Source organism: Pseudomonas peli (assembly GCF_050563605.1).
In the GTDB taxonomy this organism is placed as follows: domain Bacteria; phylum Pseudomonadota; class Gammaproteobacteria; order Pseudomonadales; family Pseudomonadaceae; genus Aquipseudomonas; species Aquipseudomonas peli_A.
The window spans coordinates 1-255 of the sequence record NZ_JBNXUH010000268.1 but is presented as its reverse complement, the minus strand read 5'-3'; the positions used below and the strand labels follow the sequence as shown (position 1 = coordinate 255).

Genomic DNA, 255 nt, shown 5'->3' with positions numbered 1-255 from the left:
CACTACCCTCCTGTCCTTTTTTTTTTTTTTTTAAACGACCCGCCGACCACCGAAATCTACACTCGTGGAGCGTCGTCGGCAGCGGTCAGATGTGTATAAGAGACASCACTCACCCTGATCGCCACTATCACCGCACGCCCCGGCCATGCCGAGGCAGTTGAAGCCGGTCTGCGTCAGCTGGTGCCGCCCAGCCAGGCCGAAGCCGGTTGCCTGCAATACAACCTGCACCGCCATGAGGCTGTCTCTTATACACAT

At 57.1% G+C, this 255-nt stretch carries 1 protein-coding gene; it reads left to right on the top strand.

Going from position 1 to position 255, the window contains the following annotated elements:
- Positions 1-114 precede the first annotated feature (114 nt).
- A partial coding sequence (locus tag ACQ4LH_RS21705; protein ID WP_430699008.1) for a putative quinol monooxygenase occupies positions 115-255 on the top strand: 141 nt, incomplete at its 3' end.